The following is a 16,398-nucleotide window of genomic DNA, read 5'->3' on the forward strand; positions in this document are numbered from 1 at the left end:
CCATCAATCAATAAACTGACGTCAATCTTGTGCCACGCTCTCAGCAGTGATATCAAAGAGCCACAATCTCACAACACAACAACAAGGGTGAGCCCATGCAAGGCATGATCATCAGCAATCCAAAGCTGGAATTCCTGCGCCCGGTGCTCGAGCACTGGTTCGAATGCATCGACCGTTACAACGCCGTCCGCGGTGATGGCGACACGCCGTACTGGCACGACGAAAAGGCCAATCTCGGACTGCTGTCTGCCGCCGCCTGGATGGCCGAGATGGTCACGCTGCAACAGACGCCCACCCGCAAGCAGACCGAAGAAGGCGAACGCAACGGCCGCGCCGACCTGCTCCTGGCCTCCCCCGAAACCCGCGCCTACATCCAGACCAGCCAGCGCTGGCCACGGGTCAACAGCCTCAACCTGTCCCAGGCCCTGCTCGACATCGCCAGCGATGCGAAGCGCCTGAGCCACGCCAGCGACCTGAAACTCGGCTGCCTGTTCGTCGCCCCGCAAAAAGCCCAGCAGGGCGCCACACCGGAAGAACTCCAGGACATGGTCGACGACCTGCAAAAGGAACACACCTGCGCTGTCGCCTGGTATTTCCCTTATGCCTACCGCAAGTTGCGCAACGAAGCCGGCAACTATCACCCCGGCATTGCAGTGCTGTTCAAGGAAGCTCGCGGCTGAGGGTTGAACCATCGGACGACAATGCTTCTCTATGATTAGAACAAGGCATTCATAGGGAAGACCAGCATGCGCACGCCCCCGCTCGCTCTCGTTATCGCGCTCTGCGGAGGGCTCGCCGCTTGTGGCGAGACCTCCCGCCTGCAAGTCTCCGACGGTACCGGCCCGTCACCCCAACTACCAGAACCCAACAAGACACTGGTTCCGACCGTGAACATCGCCCCGGCCATCGGCTGGCCACAAGGTGCGAAACCCGTCGCCGCCACGGGCACTCAAGTGACTGCTTTTGCCGAAGACCTGGATCACCCCCGCTGGCTTTATGTGCTGCCCAATGGCGACGTGCTGGTGGCGGAAACCGCCGCGCCACCCAAACCCGAAGACGGCAATGGCATTCGCGGCTGGGTCATGAAGAAAGTCATGGGGCGTGCCGGCTCTACCGTGCCCAGCCCGAACCGCATCACGTTACTGCGGGACAAGGATCACGATGGCTTCGCGGAAACCCGCACAGTGTTTCTGCAAAACCTCAATTCCCCCTTCGGCATGACGCTGGTCGGCAACGACCTGTACGTGGCCGACACTGACAGCCTGCTGCGATTCCATTATGAAAACGGCGATACGCAGATCAAGTCACCAGCCATCAAGGTGATTGACCTGCCGGGCGGCCCTCTGAACCACCACTGGACCAAAAACGTCATTGCCAGCAAGGACGGCAGCAAGCTGTACGTCTCCGTGGGTTCCAACAGCAACGTCGCCGAAAACGGCATGGACAAGGAAGAAGGTCGCGCAGCGATCTGGGAAGTGGACCGTGCCACGGGCCGGCACCGGATCTTCGCCTCCGGTCTGCGCAACCCCAACGGCATGGCCTGGGAACCGCACAGTGGCGCGCTGTGGACCGCGGTCAACGAACGGGATGAAATCGGCGGCGATCTGGTACCTGACTACATCACCTCGGTGAAGGACGGCGCGTTCTATGGCTGGCCGTTCAGTTACTACGGCCAACATGTCGATATTCGCGTTGAACCGCAAAACCCGGACCTGGTGGCCAAGGCTATCGCTCCGGACTACGCCGTCGGCCCGCACACGGCGTCACTGGGCCTGACCTTCGCCGAAAACAGCAAGTTGCCGCCGCCGTTCACCCAAGGGGCATTCATCGGGCAGCACGGTTCATGGAACCGCAACCCCCGCAGTGGCTACAAAGTGATTTTCGTACCGTTCAGCGCAGGCAAACCTGTCGGAAAGCCCGTTGAAGTGCTCACAGGTTTTCTCAACGACAAGGACCAAGCCATGGGCCGCCCGGTGGGCGTGGTGATCGACCGGCAGGGTGACCTGTTGGTGGCCGATGATGTGGGGAACAAGGTGTGGCGGGTGTCGGCAGTCAAGTAAGTCACTTGACCTGTGGGAGCGGGGCTCAGCGTTTGCGACAGAGTGTGAGCCCGTCACCCAACGGCAACAACGACAGATCCACCCGCGCATCCACTTTCAAGGCCTGGTTGAGCGCCTGGATCGCCCGGGTGTCCGCGCTCTCGGGATTGGCCTCAAGCACGCGCCCGCTCCACAGGGTGTTATCGAACACCGCCAGCCCACCGACCCGCAGCAATTGCAGGGCGTGTTCCAGATAAGCCGGGTAGTTGGCCTTGTCGGCATCAATGAAAACCAGGTCGTACTGCCCGCCCTGCCCTTGTCGCTCAAGCTCGGCGAGGGTTTCCAGTGCCGGGGCCAGTCGCAGGTCAATCCGCCCGGCGAGCCCCGCTTCTTGCCAGTAGCGCCGCGCGATGGCGTTGTAGTCGCCGGGGATATCACAGCAAATCAGCGAACCCTCAGCAGGCAATGCCGCCGCCATGCACAGTGCGCTGTAGCCGGTAAAGGTGCCGACTTCGAGCAAGCGCCTGGCCCCCGTCAGTTTCACCAGTAAAGCAAGAAACTGCCCCTGCTCAGGCGCCACCTGCCAGCGTGCCATCGGCAACGCCTGGGTCTCATCGCGCAAGCGCTTGAGCAGAGGCGTTTCGCGCAGGGAAACATCGAGCAGGTATTGGTACAGGTCGTCGTCGAGATTGAGCGTGCGAGCCGTCATGACCATCAGCTCCGAACGTTACGGATTGCGCGCCAAATGTTCAGGCTGCAGAACACGCTTGGCGCTCAGGTAAGCCTTTTGCCAATACGCCTTGGACAGGCTGTCGAGCTTCACGGTGCCGCCCGTGGCCGGCGCGTGGACGAAGCGCCCTTCTCCCACGTAGATGCCGGCATGACTGACCTGGGAGCCGCCATTGGTGGCGAAGAAAAGCAGGTCGCCGGTCTGCAGGCCTTCCTTGCCCACATTCGCCGCTTGCATGGAGATCATCTCGCGAGTGGTGCGCGGCAAGGCAATACCGGCGACATCACGGTACACATAAGCGATCAGGCCACTGCAATCAAATCCGGAATCCGGCGTATTGCCACCCCAGCGATAAGGCGTGCCCACCAATCCGAGCGCGCGAAACAGCACGTCTTCCGCTTCAGGCGAAAAAGCTTGAGGGGAACCAAATACGATAGGAGCGCGAACCACCGGCGCAGGCGGCGGTGTGCGGCTGGCGCAGGCACTGAGCAGCGCTGCGAAGAACATGATTGCGAGGCGGGCCGACGTCGTCATAAGCAGAACATCCTGATCTGGCTGCGGCTTTTTCTGCGGGGAGCGCAGAAAAGAAAACCGCCTGCGTTGGACGCAGGCGGTTTGCCATCATTTGTAGATCAAGATTCTAGCGGCTACACGACAAACTTCAAGTAAGACTTTAAGTTCGCCCTACAAATTGTCAGCTTATTTTCGTGCAGTGACGATTGGCGACGCGTTAGGCGCCATTGCCAGGGCGCGCTTGGCCTCGATGAAGGTCTTGCTCCAGTAGCTGTCGCCCAGACTATCGATGCGCACACCACCGCTGCGGCGGCTGCTGGAGTGGATGAACTGATTGTCGCCCAGGTAGATCCCGGCGTGACTGACGCGACCACGACGACCGTTGGTTGCGAAGAACAGCAGGTCGCCCGGCTCAAGCTTGCTGCGCGAGACCAGCGGAGCGTCCACGTTGATCATTTCGCGGGTGGAGCGTGGCAGGTTCATGCCCGCTTCTTCGCGGAACAGGTAACCAATGAAACCACTGCAATCGAAGCCGGCTTCAGAAGTACCGCCGAAACGGTAACGGGTACCGATCAGGGACATGCCACGTTCGAGGATGCTGTCGGCCAGGACTGGAAGCTGGTAGGACTTGCCGCCAGCGAAGTCTGCGAGTTCTTTTTCGGTAGCCAGCTCTTCTTGAAAGAGAGCGGAAGACTGGGCAGTGGCCGAGTTTTGAACCTGCTGTTGCGGAGTTTGCTGGGCCACTGGAGTGTGGGCAGCGCAACCGAACAACAGGGTAACGAGTGCGAGAGGCACGAGGGGTGCGAAGCGATTTAGCATGGGCACGACCGTGGCTGAAGTTGTAAAGAAGCCGAGACTATGCCCGCTATCAACCTCATTTGCAAATTCAATCGATCTTTTTGTGACTTATCCGTTTCTCGTTTACATCTAAGCGCTTAAGCCCATTTAAAACATACACGCGGCCTGCAACCTGGCAGGAAAGCGGGATTTCTGGCGCCTGAAAGATGCCGAACCGGCTAAAAGTCCCGGTTTCAGCGGGTTTACCAGCCGAGGGTTTCTTTCAAAAACGGGATTGTCAGCTTGCGCTGAGCCTGGAGGGAGGCCTGGTCGAGACGCTCGAGCAGCTCGAAAAGTGCGCTCATGCTGCGGGTACCGCGAGTCAGAATGAAATGCCCGACTTCATCGGTCAGATGCAGGCCGCGACGAGATGCGCGCAATTGCAGGGCACGCAATTTGTCCTCATCGGACAGCGGGCGCATCTGGAAGATCAAGGCCAGGGTCAGGCGGGATTTGAGATCCGCCAGCTTCACTGGCAGCTCACGCGGGGATGTCGATGCGGCAATCAGCAAACGTCGACCGCTGTCACGCAAGCGATTGAACAGATGGAACAGCGCCTCTTCCCAGTCCGCTCGCCCGGCAACCACTTGCAAATCATCCAGGCAGACCAGTTCGTACTGTTCGAGGTTGTCGAGGATTTCAATGCCGCGATCGAGCAGCTCGGCCAACGGCAGGTACACCGCAGGCTCCCCCATTTGCTCGAAGCGCAGGCAGGCGGCCTGCAACAGGTGCGTACGCCCTACCCCGTCCTTACCCCAGAGGTAGATCAGGCTTTCGGTCCAGCCGGCGTCGGCTTCGCACAGCCGCTCGACATAGCCGAGTGCAGCGGCATTGGCGCCTGGGTAGTAGTTGATAAAGGTGGCGTCGTCACGCAGACGCACACCTAGGGGCAGCTGAATCGGTTTCATGCTGACTGAACAGTTCCAAAGGAACCGTTAGTGGCCTCTGTGTAAAGTTTGCGAAGTTTATACCCGTGAAGCGGACCGCACAATGCGACAGACCACAAGCAAAATCAAAGGTTTGCGTTAATGCACCGGTTTTGTGGCAGATTCTTTGGCGGTGCATGTGACAGTCGGGCGACGCCAGCAGGCTGACCTGGTACGAACCGGGGCAGCCTGCCATCGCCCATTGACGCCCCTTACACCTGCGGCTCGTCGGCTCCTCCGTATATTTCCGAATCCTTATACAAATCATGCACATGCCGCACCAGCACCATGATCACCGCGGCGACCGGCAATGCCAGCAGCACACCGGTAAAGCCAAACAGTTCACCACCGGCCAGGATCGAGAAAATCACCGCCACCGGGTGCAGGCCAATCCGGTCACCGACCAGCAAGGGGGTCAGCACCATACCCTCCAGCGCCTGGCCGACCATGAACACCGCGACAATGCCGAGCATCGGGTAAAGATCACCACCGAACTGGAACAGCCCCGCAATGAGCGCCGCGCCAATGCCGATGATAAACCCCATGTACGGCACGATCGCCGCCAGGCCGGCAATCAGGCCAATCAGCAGACCCAGTTCCAACCCGACCAGCATCAGGCCTGCTGCGTAGATCACACCCAAGGCCACCATCACCAGCAACTGTCCGCGCACGAACGCGCCGAGCACTTCATGGCATTCACCCGCCAGCGACACCGCGCGCGCTTCACGGTCACGGGGCAGCAGGCTGCGGACCTTGGCCATCATCAGGTCCCAGTCCCGCAACAGGTAGAAGCTCACCACCGGAATCAGCACCAGGTTCGCCAGCCAGCCGATCAACGCCAGCCCCGAGGCCGTGGCATGGCTCAGCACCACGCCGACAACATCAGAGGTCTGACTCATATGCTCGCTGATGGCGGCCTTCAGCTTGTCGAACTTCCAGAAACCGTCCGACAGGCCGAACTTCGATTGCGCCCAAGGCAACGCCGTGTGTTGCAGCCAGTCGAGCATCTGCGGGGCCAGTTCATACAAACGAAACAACTGCCTGGCGAGCAACGGCACCAACACCAACAGCAGCGCGGTGAAGATCAATGTAAACAGGGTAAACACCGCCACGACACCCCAGGTTCGGGACAAGCCTGCCTTCTCCAGCCGATCCACCAGCGGGTCGAACAGGTAGGCCAACAGCAGCGCCACCAGGAACGGCGTCAGGATCGGATGCAACAACCAGACAAACACACACAGCAGGACCACCCCACCGAGCCAGAACCAACGCCGCGTATCGGCCATGAACCACTCCATTGCTTCTATATAAAGAAAAAAAACTACCAGCGATAACGCAGTTGCGGTGTCGGGGCCGGCGCTGCGACTGGTACCGCGCCGCCAGTGGCTGGCTGAACGGGCGCTACCGGGGCCGGGGCCTGACCCGCCGGCGCTTCCTGCAGCCTCGCCAGAGACAATTGCGCACGCAGTTGATCGACGCTGCCATTGACCCGATAGAGAATCCGGTCGCCCTCGACACTTTGCACACGCCCGCCAAACGGCTCCAGCAAACGCCCGAGTGACGCGTAGTGCTCAAGATTCATACCTTGCACTTCCAGCAATTGCTCACTCGACGCACCAGGTTTGGCGACAAACCGCGGCGCCAGGCGTTCATTGACCGCCAGCATCACCGCATCGGCCAGGGCGGCCTGATCGGCGCCCTGCACACTGCCCGCCTCTTTTTTATCCCCCAGCCACAATTGCCACTTGGCTTGCCACTGCCCGCCCTCTTCCTTGGCGTGTACCGCGAGCAGGGCGTCGGCGTTGTAGCGTTCCGATGCTGCTTGCAAAGGCGCGGGATCTACGCCCTCCAGATTCGGCGCGGTCGCGACGATCTGCTCATTCAAATCCGCCAACGGCAAACGCAATGGCAAGCCACGGTGCTGGGCAGCCCGACGCAACGGTGCCGCGCTGGCCTGACCGTCGCCCACCAGGCTTGAACCTTCGGTGGAATCATTCAACCACCAGCCGAGGATCGACGGCCGATTGGCCCCCCACATGGCCAGGCCGGCGCGGCGCAAGGCCTGCTCGGTGGTACCCGGATCGAAATCGACCTTCAGGACTTCCGGCGGCCCGGCCTCAAAGCCGTACTGGCTGATGATCTGTTGCGGATCTTTGCGAATCGCCGCCAGCCCCGGACTTTGAGCGGCCTTGGGGTCGCCGGTCAGGCGCAAAACCAGTGTATCCAACGCACGCTGAGTCGCCTGATCGCGCTCCTCGGGCGACTGGCCATTCACCGGCTCGCGCACCAGGTAAAGGCCTTTGACGGTTTCGGCTTGACTGACCAGGCTGACCACTGACAAACAACTCACAAGCAAGAATTTACAAAAACGCATGGAAGATTCCTGACGACAAGAGCGGCTGGAACAGACCGCATGAAGACGATCGAGCAAGACTGTGACCGTTGCCCGACGCAAAACATTCACACGCTCCGGGTAAGTTTTCGCACTGTCATAACGATAGACGGTTAATCGCGATACCTTATACAGCCATGCAGGATGCCACCAACACTGCGCATTAACGGTTTTTTTTGACCGTATATGACCCTGCTGTCGGCCTGAGGATGGCCGCTGCGGCTCAAGCCTGATAAAATCGCGCGCCTTCGCAGACCGGCAACAGCCGGGTAGTGTCCGAATAGCGCGCATGGTTCTCTCCTACGCAGTTTCGGCGCTCCCGACGGACTCGGTCGTTACCCAGAAATCCCCCCCCTAAAGGCCTGGATCATGAGCAAGCAACCCTCCCTGAGCTACAAGGACGCCGGTGTAGACATCGACGCCGGTGAAGCATTGGTCGAACGCATCAAGAGCGTCGCCAAGCGCACTGCGCGCCCGGAAGTCATGGGCGGCCTGGGCGGTTTCGGCGCCCTCTGCGAAATCCCGGCCGGCTACAAGCAGCCTGTGCTGGTTTCCGGTACTGACGGCGTCGGCACCAAGCTGCGCCTGGCACTGAACCTGAACAAGCACGACAGCATCGGCATCGACCTGGTTGCCATGTGCGTCAACGACCTGGTCGTCTGCGGCGCCGAGCCGCTGTTCTTCCTCGACTACTATGCCACCGGCAAACTGAACGTCGACACCGCCGCCCAGGTGGTGACCGGCATCGGCGCTGGCTGCGAGCTGTCCGGCTGCTCCCTGGTCGGCGGCGAAACCGCTGAAATGCCTGGTATGTACGAAGGTGAAGACTACGACCTGGCCGGTTTCTGCGTCGGCGTGGTAGAAAAGTCCGAAATCATCGACGGTTCCAAAGTGGCTGCCGGCGACGCCCTGCTCGCCCTGCCGTCCTCCGGCCCGCACTCCAACGGCTACTCGCTGATCCGCAAGATCATCGAAGTGTCCGGCGCCGACATCGAGAACATCCAGCTCGACGGCAAGCCGCTGACCGACCTGCTGATGGCCCCGACCCGTATCTACGTGAAGCCGCTGCTCAAGCTGATCAAGGAAACCGGCGCGGTCAAAGCCATGGCCCACATCACCGGTGGCGGCCTGCTGGACAACATCCCGCGCGTGCTGCCAAAAGGCGCTCAAGCCGTGGTTGACGTGGCAAGCTGGACCCGCCCGGCAGTGTTCGACTGGCTGCAAGAGAAAGGCAACGTTGACGAAAACGAAATGCACCGCGTGCTGAACTGCGGCGTGGGCATGGTCATCTGCGTGGCTCAGGAGCACGTCGAAGCCGCCCTGAACGTTCTGCGCGAAGCTGGCGAGCAGCCTTGGGTCATCGGCCAGATCTCCACCGCTGCCGAAGGCGCGGCTTCGGTTGTACTGAACAACCTCAAGGCACACTAATGCAAGAGCGGATGTCTCAGACCTGTGATGTGGTGGTGCTGTTGTCCGGCACCGGCAGTAACTTGCAGGCCCTGATCGACAGCACGCGGACCGGCGACAGCCCGGTCCGCATCGCTGCGGTGATTTCCAACCGCGCCGACGCCTACGGCCTGCAACGCGCCAGGGACGCGGGTATCGACACCCGCGCCCTTGATCACAAGGCTTTCGAAGGTCGCGAGGCCTTCGATGCCGCATTGATCGAACTGATCGACGCCTTCAATCCCAAACTCGTGGTACTGGCCGGATTCATGCGCATTCTCAGCGCCGGTTTCGTACGCCACTATCAGGGTCGCCTGCTCAATATCCATCCCTCGCTGCTACCCAAATACAAAGGGTTACACACTCATGAGCGCGCGCTGGAGGCCGGCGACACCGAGCACGGCTGCTCAGTGCACTTCGTCACCGAGGAACTCGATGGCGGACCACTGGTCGTACAGGCTGTAATACCGGTAGAGTTACAGGATTCGCCGCAGAGTCTGGCGCAGCGGGTTCATGTTCAGGAACACCTGATCTACCCGATGGCCGTACGCTGGTTTGCCGAAGGTCGTCTGGCCCTCGGCGAGCAAGGTGCTTTACTGGATGGACAGTTACTCGCGGCCAGCGGCCACTTGATTCGAAACTAGGAGATTTTATGCGTCGCGCCCTGCTCTTCGCTTGCGCTCTGCTCGCCTTGCCCTTCGCCCAGGCGGCAGACCTTCAACCCTTCTCCGCCAGCTACACCGCCGACTGGAAACAGCTGCCCATGAGCGGCACTGCCGAGCGCAGCCTCGAAAAAACCAGCGACGGCAAATGGAAACTGAGTTTCAAGGCGTCGATGATGATCGCCAGCCTGTCCGAGGAAAGCACCCTGACCCTGGACAAGGACACGCTTCTTCCAGAGTCGTACCACTTTGAACGTGGCGGCTTGGGCAAGGCCAAGAAATCGGATCTGGATTTCGACTGGAATACCAAGATGGTCACCGGTACCGATCGCGGCGACGCGGTCAAGGTTCCGCTGAACCGCGGTATGCTCGACAAATCCAGCTACCAACTGGCCCTGCAACACGACGTCGCCGCCGGCAAAAAAAGCATGAGTTATCAGGTGGTCGACGGCAGTGAAGTCGATACCTATGACTTCCGCGTGCTGGGCGCTGAAAAGGTCGACACCAAGGCCGGCAAGATCGATGCGATCAAGGTTGAACGTGTACGCGACCCGACACAGAACAAACGCATCACCGTGATGTGGTTCGCCAAGGATTGGGACTACCTGCTGGTCCGCCTGCAACAAGTCGAAACCGATGGCAAGGAATACAACATCATGCTCCTGGACGGCACGGTCAACGGCAAGTCAGTCAAAGGCAGCTGATCCGGATCGATATGAAAAGCCCCGCAGTCGCGGGGCTTTTTTTCGTCTGTCATTCAGACCGAAAACCGCGCCACCAAGGTATTCAGGTCCACCGCCAGGCGCGACAACTCCTGACTCGCCGCACTGGTCTGGTTTGCCCCGGCCGAGCTCTGTTGCGCCAGGTCACGGATATTCATCAAGTTGCGATCCACCTCCCGCGCCACCGCTGCCTGCTCCTCCGAGGCACTGGCAATCACGATGTTGCGCTCATTGATCATGGTGAATGCCGAGGCGATATCCTCCAGGGCAACGCCCGCCGCTTTCGCCGCCTCAAGTGTCGAGCGCGCCCGGGTGTTGCTTTGCTGCATCGAGCTGACAGCCAGATCGGTGCCCTGCTGGATACCGGTAATCATCTGTTCGATTTCCCGGGTCGATTGCTGGGTGCGATGCGCCAGAGCCCGCACCTCATCGGCCACTACCGCAAACCCGCGCCCGGCGTCCCCGGCCCGCGCGGCTTCGATGGCCGCGTTCAAGGCCAGTAGATTGGTCTGCTCGGCAATCGCGCGAATCACGTCCAGCACGGTAGTGATGCCATACACCTTCTGCGCCAGGTCTTCGACCTGAGACACATTGGTGGTGACATCTTCTGCCAGCGACTCGATCGACAGCACCGTCTGATGCACCTGTTCGCGACCGTGCTGGGCAATGCGGTCGGACTCGCGGGAAGCTTGCGACGTTGCGGCGGCATTGCTCGCCACTTCTTCCACGGCGGCGGTCATCTGGTTGACCGCCGTGGCGGCCTGCTCGATTTCCAGACTCTGTTGATGCAGGCCACGGGTGGCGTCTTCCGTGACGCAACTGAGCTCCTCCGAAGCCGAGGCCAATTGACGGGATGAATCGGATATACGTTGAATGGTTTCACGCAAACTCTGTTGCATGCTCTTGAGCGCGTGCAGCAGCCGCGCGGGTTCGTCCTTGCCGGTAATGCTGATGCTTGCGGTGAGGTCGCCACCAGCGACCACCTCGGCCACTTTCAACGACTGTGACAGCGGCAACACGATGCTGCGCGTCAGCAACAGTGCCAGGCCGATGGTAATCATCGCAGTCACACCGATCATCACCCCGACCCAGACCCGCGACTGGTTGAACACCAGGCGTCCTGCCTCAGTCGCCAGATTGGCGTTGTGCCTGTTGAGTTCGACCAACTCCCTGAGGGTGACCGTGATCTCATCGGCCAACGGATTCATCTCGCCATTGAGAATGGCCGCCGCCTCTTCCACCCGTCCCTGGGTAGCCTGGGCCATCACCTGACTCTGAAACTGCAGGTATTTGCTCTTGGCAGCCTTGAAGCGATCGAACAACACCCGCTCTTCAGGCAGCGCGATCAACTTGTCATAACGTTGTTGGGCCTGGTCGAGAACACTTTTGAGATCGTTGATTTTGCCGACGTTCTGCGTCTGTGCCTGTGGATCGCGATTGATCAGCAAACGCATGGTCAATGCCCGCAACCGCAACATGTCCTGACTCATATCACCGACCGCCATCACACTGGGCAGCCAGTTGTCATCGATCAGATCGGACTGCGCCCGCATATTCGACATTTGCAGCAGGGCGAACGCCCCCAGGCCAAAAACCATCAACGCCAACAGGCCAAAACCGAGACTCGCGCGTGGCGCAATATTGAGACTTCTGATACTCATTCCCCTGGTTCCTTCCAAAAGCGCTGCGTCAGGCAGCAGATCCTTTAGACGGTATCGGACTGTTGAAAATTTGCGTAAGACGAAAACGTGATATCAAAACACCATCACTGCTACGGTAACGATTCAGCCAAAAGACTCACCGATACAAGAAAACCGGAACGCACATCCGGCACCATGCTCTATACCTTCAAGGTCTTTTTTGATCGAATAAATATCCTGCTGCTTGCGAGGTTTCCCATGACCGTTACTGTCAACACTGTTTCTGCCGAAGGTTTGCGCCACAGCGTCCAGATCGATGACCATGAACTCTTCGCCGACGCGCCCGTCACGGCTGGCGGAGAGGGCTCGGCGCCGGAGCCGCACGATTATTTCGATGCCGCGCTGGGTGCCTGCAAAGCCTTGACCCTGAAGCTTTATGCCAGGAAGAAGGACATCCCGCTGACCGGTGTCGGCGTCGAGGTCAAGCGCGACAACAGCCTGGAACAGAAAGGCCAGTACGCGTTGCACGTCAAACTGACCCTCAAGGGCGTACTCACCGACGCCCAGCGCGATGAACTGCACCGCGTGGCCGATCGCTGCCCGATCCACAAGCTGATGACCACCTCTGAAGTCAGCATCGAAACGCATTTGTCCGAAGGCGCGTTCAGCCAATAGCGGCAAGGGCTGCGCAAGCGGGTTATGCTCGAACGCATTACCCGCTCAGCCTGGAACGCACCATGAACACTCCGCTCGTGATCCGCCCCCGCACCGAAGATGTCGAGGGCCAGCCTATTCTCCGCCCGCTGCCATCGGCCAAGTGCCGCAGCGTCGGGCCATTCGTGTTTTTCGACCACATGCTGGAAACCCGTTATCCACCGGGCAAAGGCATGAACATCCGCCAGCATCCGCACATTGGCCTGTCCACCCTCACCTACTTGTTCCAGGGGCAGATCCAGCACAAGGACAGTCTCGGTTCCGATCAAGTGGTCGGGACCGGCGACGTCAGTTGGATGACGGCCGGAAGTGCCATTGCCCACGTCGAACGCACGCCTGAAGCCCTGAAAGAAAGCGGCTTCACCATGCACGGCTTGCAGATCTGGCTGGCTTCGCCCAAGGATAAAGAACAAGGTCCGGGGCATTACAGCCACCATCCGGCTTCCACATTGCCAGTCAGCGAAAACCTGGGGGTGAAGATTCGCATGATTGCGGGGTCAGGCTTTTGCCTGGAATCGCCAGTGCCGGTGCTTTCTCCTACGCTGTACGCGGAGCTGCACCTGCAAACAGCGACGACATTGCTGATCCCCACCGAGCATGAAGAACGTGCGTTGTATGTGTTGAGCGGTGAGGTGCAGCTGGATGGCGAGCCGATAGAGCCGTACTCGCTGGTGGTACTGCCTGCGGGGGAAGAGATGACCCTGTTTGCCGAGAGCGACAGTCACGCCGTGTTGTTTGGCGGAGCACCGCTTGACGGGCCACGGCGGATCAACTGGAATTTTGTCGCGAGCGATCCGGCTGATATCGATGAGGCACGCCGACGTTGGGCGGCCGGGGACTGGCCGAAGGTGCCGGGGGAAGTTGAGAGGATCGAATTGCCCTGAGCGATGCATTGCCGATCAGTCAGTCTTCGCGAGCAGGTTCGCTCCCACATTGGAACACGGTCAACTGCAGGAGCGAGCCTGCTCGCGATGGGGCCGGTAGAGTCACCGACTAACCAGAACTGAAACCAGCTATCAGCCCTTGAACACTTCATCCAGCAAGTTATGCATCGACGTGAAGGCCCGGACAGCCACCTTCGCGTCGTACATCATCATCCCCGGCACATTGGCGTGCGGGTCGGTGAACGAGTGGAACGCACCGCCGTAGCTCAGCAACTGCCAGTCCACACCCGCCGTGTTCATTTCATCTTCGAACGCCGGCAACTGCTCCTTCGGCACCAATGGATCGGAAGCACCGTGCAATACCAACACCTTACCCTTGATGTTTTTCGCATCAGCCGGATTCGGTGTGTCCAGCGTGCCGTGGAACGACACCGCGGCTTTCACCGGCGCGCCGGTACGAGCAAACTCCAGGGCGCAGCAACCGCCGAAGCAGAAACCGAAAGTGGCCAGTTTTGAAGTATCGACAGCCACTTCACCCTGGCTTTGCAGCTGTTCGAACGCCACCTGCATGCGCTTGCGCAGCAATGGGCGGTCATTCTTCAACGGCATCATGGCCGCGCCGGCCTCATCATTGTTCGTCGGACGAACCGATTGACCGTAAAGGTCTGCGATCAGTACCACATAACCCTTGGACGCCACCGACTTGGCGATCTCCTCGGCACCGGCACTGACGCCCATCCAGTTCGGCGCCATCAACAAACCCGGGCGCGGGCCTTTATGGTCGGCATCGAAGGCCAGACGGCTTACGTAAGCCTGGCCGTCAATCTGATAGGCAACGGAACGTACAGTGATTTGGCTCATTTCTGACTCCTGATGTTTTAGCACCGAAATGAAAAAACCCGCCGAAGCGGGTTTTTCTACAACACAGTCAGGCCGATAGCTCGACCAACAGCTTGTTCAGACGGCGCACATAGGCCGCCGGGTCTTTCAAGCTGTCGCCGGCCGCCAGGGCCGCCTGATCGAAGAGGATGTGCGACAGGTCGCCGAAGCGCTCGTCACTCTGCTCGTTGTCGAGCTTCTCGATCAGCGGGTGAGCCGGGTTGAATTCGAAAATCGGCTTCGAATCCGGAACCTTCTGGCCGCTCGCTTCCAGGATCTGGCGCATCTGCAAGCCCAGGTCCTGCTCGCCGATGGCCAGGATCGCCGGCGAATCGGTCAGGCGATGGGACACCCGCACTTCCGCAACGGATTCACCCAAGGCGGTCTTCAGACGCTCGACCAGACCTTCTTTGGCCTTGGCGACTTCTTCCGCGGCTTTCTTGTCCTCTTCCGAGTCCAGGTTGCCCAGGTCCAGGTCACCGCGCGCCACGTCGACGAAGCTCTTGCCGTCGAAGTCGCTGAGGTAGCTCATCAGCCACTCGTCGATACGGTCGGTCAACAGCAGCACTTCGATGCCTTTCTTACGGAAGACTTCCAGGTGCGGGCTGTTCTTGACCTGAGCGTAGGTTTCGCCGGTCAGGTAGTAGATCTTGTCCTGACCTTCCTTGGCGCGCGCCAGGTACTCGGTCAGGCCAACAACCTGCTCGCCATCGTCGCCATTGGTCGAAGCAAAACGCAGCAGGCCGGCGATTTTTTCCTTGTTGGCGAAATCTTCTGCCGGGCCTTCTTTCATGACCTGACCGAAGTTTTTCCAGAAGCCCTTGTATTGCTCAGGCTCGTTCTTCGCCAGTTTTTCCAGCATGTCCAGGACGCGCTTGGTCAGCGCCGACTTCATCGAGTCGATGATCGGGTCTTTCTGCAGGATTTCCCGCGACACGTTCAGCGACAGGTCGTTGGAATCGACCACGCCTTTGATGAAGCGCAGGTACAGCGGCAGGAAGGACTCGGCCTGATCCATGACGAACACGCGCTGCACGTACAGCTTCAGGCCTTTCGGCGCTTCACGCTGGTACAGGTCGAACGGCGCACGGGTCGGCACGTACAGCAGCGAGCTGTATTCGAGCTTGCCTTCGACCTTGTTGTGGCTCCAGCTCAGCGGGTTTTCGAAATCGTGAGCGATGTGCTTGTAGAACTCCTGGTATTCCTCGTCCTTGATCTCGGTACGCGGACGGGTCCACAGGGCGCTGGCGCGGTTGACGGTTTCCCACTCAACGGCCGGCTGCTCTTCGCCTTCGGCAGCGGCCACTTCTTTCGGCAGCTCGATCGGCAAGGCGATATGGTCGGAGTACTTCTTGATGATGTTGCGCAGGCGCCAGCCGTCGGCGAACTCGTCTTCACCGGATTTCAGGTGCAGGACGATGCGAGTGCCGCGTTCGGCCTTGTCGATGGTCGCAACTTCGAAATCGCCTTCGCCCTTGGACGACCAGTGCACGCCTTCGCTGGCAGCGCTGCCGGCACGACGGCTGTACACATCGACTTTGTCAGCGACGATGAATGCGGAGTAGAAACCGACACCGAACTGGCCGATCAGGTGCGAGTCTTTCTTCTGGTCGCCGCTCAGATGCTTCATGAAATCGGCGGTGCCGGACTTGGCGATGGTCCCCAGGTGGGTGATCGTGTCTTCGCGGCTCATGCCGATACCGTTGTCTTCGAGGGTGACGGTTTTAGCGTCCTTGTCGAAGCTAACGCGGATTTTCAGTTCGGCGCCACCTTCCAGCAGCTCGGGCTTGGCCAGGGCTTCGAAACGTAATTTGTCGACAGCGTCAGAGGCGTTCGAGATCAATTCGCGAAGGAAAATTTCCTTGTTGGAATACAGCGAATGGATCATGAGATGCAGCAGCTGCTTCACCTCGGTCTGGAAGCCCAGGGTTTCCTTTTGAGTTTCCACACTCATGGTCATCAAACTCCAATCAGATGGCATAAGCCGCGACCTTGAGGGTCGACGGCGGGTTGT

The 16,398-nt window shown here is 59.8% G+C and carries 16 protein-coding genes; 7 read left to right on the forward strand and 9 right to left on the reverse strand.

The genetic code is table 11. The features are described 5' to 3' along the window. Positions 1-95 precede the first annotated feature (95 nt). Together KGB07_RS26950 and KGB07_RS26955 are read left to right on the forward strand one after the other, a co-directional pair. Positions 96-680, forward strand: a complete 585-nt coding sequence (locus KGB07_RS26950; protein ID WP_223467147.1) for a hypothetical protein — start codon at positions 96-98, stop codon at positions 678-680. 66 nt (positions 681-746) lie between these two features. Beyond that, positions 747-2,060 (forward strand): PQQ-dependent sugar dehydrogenase, encoded by a 1,314-nt coding sequence (locus KGB07_RS26955; RefSeq protein ID WP_223467149.1) that lies wholly within the window; start codon positions 747-749, stop codon positions 2,058-2,060. Positions 2,061-2,085: 25 nt separating this feature from the next. Here the strand turns inward: KGB07_RS26955 and KGB07_RS26960 are convergent, their stop codons facing one another. The 6 genes from KGB07_RS26960 to KGB07_RS26985 form a co-directional block, all read right to left on the reverse strand. Next, entirely contained in the window at positions 2,086-2,748 is a 663-nt protein-coding gene (locus KGB07_RS26960; RefSeq protein WP_223467151.1) for an O-methyltransferase, read from the reverse strand. An 18-nt stretch (positions 2,749-2,766) separates the two neighbouring features. Further along, a complete protein-coding gene (locus tag KGB07_RS26965; RefSeq protein WP_104449855.1) occupies positions 2,767-3,303 on the reverse strand; it encodes a C40 family peptidase in 537 nt (178 codons plus the stop codon). A gap of 165 nt (positions 3,304-3,468) precedes the next feature. Further along, on the reverse strand, positions 3,469-4,101 hold the full coding sequence (locus tag KGB07_RS26970) for a C40 family peptidase (protein ID WP_046037634.1): 633 nt from the start codon (positions 4,099-4,101) through the stop codon (positions 3,469-3,471). Positions 4,102-4,322: 221 nt separating this feature from the next. Then, positions 4,323-5,027, reverse strand: coding sequence for a DnaA regulatory inactivator Hda (gene hda, locus KGB07_RS26975; protein WP_046037635.1), 705 nt, complete (start codon positions 5,025-5,027; stop codon positions 4,323-4,325). A gap of 230 nt (positions 5,028-5,257) precedes the next feature. Next, on the reverse strand, positions 5,258-6,331 hold the full coding sequence (locus KGB07_RS26980) for an AI-2E family transporter (protein WP_223467153.1): 1,074 nt from the start codon (positions 6,329-6,331) through the stop codon (positions 5,258-5,260). 35 nt (positions 6,332-6,366) lie between these two features. Next, the gene (locus tag KGB07_RS26985) at positions 6,367-7,419 is read right to left on the reverse strand and encodes a DUF2066 domain-containing protein (RefSeq protein ID WP_046037637.1); all 1,053 of its coding nucleotides are present in this window, start codon (positions 7,417-7,419) and stop codon (positions 6,367-6,369) included. 387 nt (positions 7,420-7,806) lie between these two features. Between KGB07_RS26985 and purM the strand changes: the two genes are divergently transcribed. From purM to KGB07_RS27000, 3 genes are read left to right on the forward strand one after another with little or no spacing between them, the layout of a single operon-like run. Further along, positions 7,807-8,865: a phosphoribosylformylglycinamidine cyclo-ligase gene (purM, locus tag KGB07_RS26990; protein WP_046037638.1), complete on the forward strand. Its 1,059-nt coding sequence runs from the start codon at positions 7,807-7,809 to the stop codon at positions 8,863-8,865. Positions 8,866-8,876: 11 nt separating this feature from the next. Next, the gene (purN, locus tag KGB07_RS26995) at positions 8,877-9,527 is read left to right on the forward strand and encodes a phosphoribosylglycinamide formyltransferase (RefSeq protein ID WP_223467155.1); all 651 of its coding nucleotides are present in this window, start codon (positions 8,877-8,879) and stop codon (positions 9,525-9,527) included. Positions 9,528-9,535: 8 nt separating this feature from the next. Continuing rightward, positions 9,536-10,249, forward strand: a complete 714-nt coding sequence (locus tag KGB07_RS27000; RefSeq protein ID WP_046037639.1) for a DUF3108 domain-containing protein — start codon at positions 9,536-9,538, stop codon at positions 10,247-10,249. A gap of 53 nt (positions 10,250-10,302) precedes the next feature. Here KGB07_RS27000 and KGB07_RS27005 read toward each other — a convergent pair whose 3' ends face one another. Next, positions 10,303-11,928, reverse strand: a complete 1,626-nt coding sequence (locus KGB07_RS27005) for a methyl-accepting chemotaxis protein (protein ID WP_223467157.1) — start codon at positions 11,926-11,928, stop codon at positions 10,303-10,305. A gap of 237 nt (positions 11,929-12,165) precedes the next feature. Here KGB07_RS27005 and KGB07_RS27010 point away from each other — a divergent pair, with 237 nt between their 5' ends. Beyond that, positions 12,166-12,582, forward strand: coding sequence for an OsmC family protein (locus KGB07_RS27010; RefSeq protein ID WP_046037641.1), 417 nt, complete (start codon positions 12,166-12,168; stop codon positions 12,580-12,582). Between the two features lie 62 nt (positions 12,583-12,644). Next, a complete protein-coding gene (locus KGB07_RS27015) occupies positions 12,645-13,505 on the forward strand; it encodes a pirin family protein (RefSeq protein WP_223467159.1) in 861 nt (286 codons plus the stop codon). Positions 13,506-13,637: 132 nt separating this feature from the next. Here the strand turns inward: KGB07_RS27015 and KGB07_RS27020 are convergent, their stop codons facing one another. Next, entirely contained in the window at positions 13,638-14,366 is a 729-nt protein-coding gene (locus tag KGB07_RS27020; RefSeq protein ID WP_046037643.1) for a dienelactone hydrolase family protein, read from the reverse strand. 67 nt (positions 14,367-14,433) lie between these two features. Then, positions 14,434-16,338 carry a molecular chaperone HtpG gene (gene htpG, locus KGB07_RS27025; protein WP_223467171.1) on the reverse strand — a complete coding sequence of 635 codons (1,905 nt, stop codon included), beginning with the start codon at positions 16,336-16,338 and terminating at the stop codon, positions 14,434-14,436. Between the last annotated feature and the right edge of the window lie 60 nt (positions 16,339-16,398).

It is taken from the genome of Pseudomonas sp. GL-RE-26 (genome assembly GCF_019956275.1).
Lineage (GTDB): Bacteria > Pseudomonadota > Gammaproteobacteria > Pseudomonadales > Pseudomonadaceae > Aquipseudomonas > Aquipseudomonas grandcourensis.